The 244-nt window shown below is 62.7% G+C and carries 1 protein-coding gene; it reads right to left on the bottom strand.

Annotated elements, in window-relative coordinates; translation table 11 throughout:
* Positions 1-244: hypothetical protein (locus SB679_RS25885; protein WP_410705245.1), on the bottom strand; the 244-nt coding region annotated here is incomplete at both ends.

Genomic DNA, 244 nt, shown 5'->3' with positions numbered 1-244 from the left:
ACCGCCTCGCCGTCGATTCGCCGTCCGCCTGCCCTGAACTCCGACACGACGAACGCGGACTTATCCACGTCCTTCTTCAGTGGTTGGCATTCGACGACCGGCCATCCGGCCGATTTGACGGCGTCAAGGAGCTTCTTGCCACGCGTCCCGCCGGAGTGGCGCAGAACCAGCACCACATCTTCCTCGGGGTGGGCAAGGTATGCCAACGCATCCGACAAGAAGGCATCGTTCATGGCTTCGAGGC

Origin of the sequence: Chryseobacterium sp. SIMBA_029 (assembly GCF_046535275.1) — a bacterium.
Taxonomy (GTDB): domain Bacteria; phylum Bacteroidota; class Bacteroidia; order Flavobacteriales; family Weeksellaceae; genus Chryseobacterium.
This window is presented reverse-complemented; position numbering and strand designations above follow the sequence as displayed.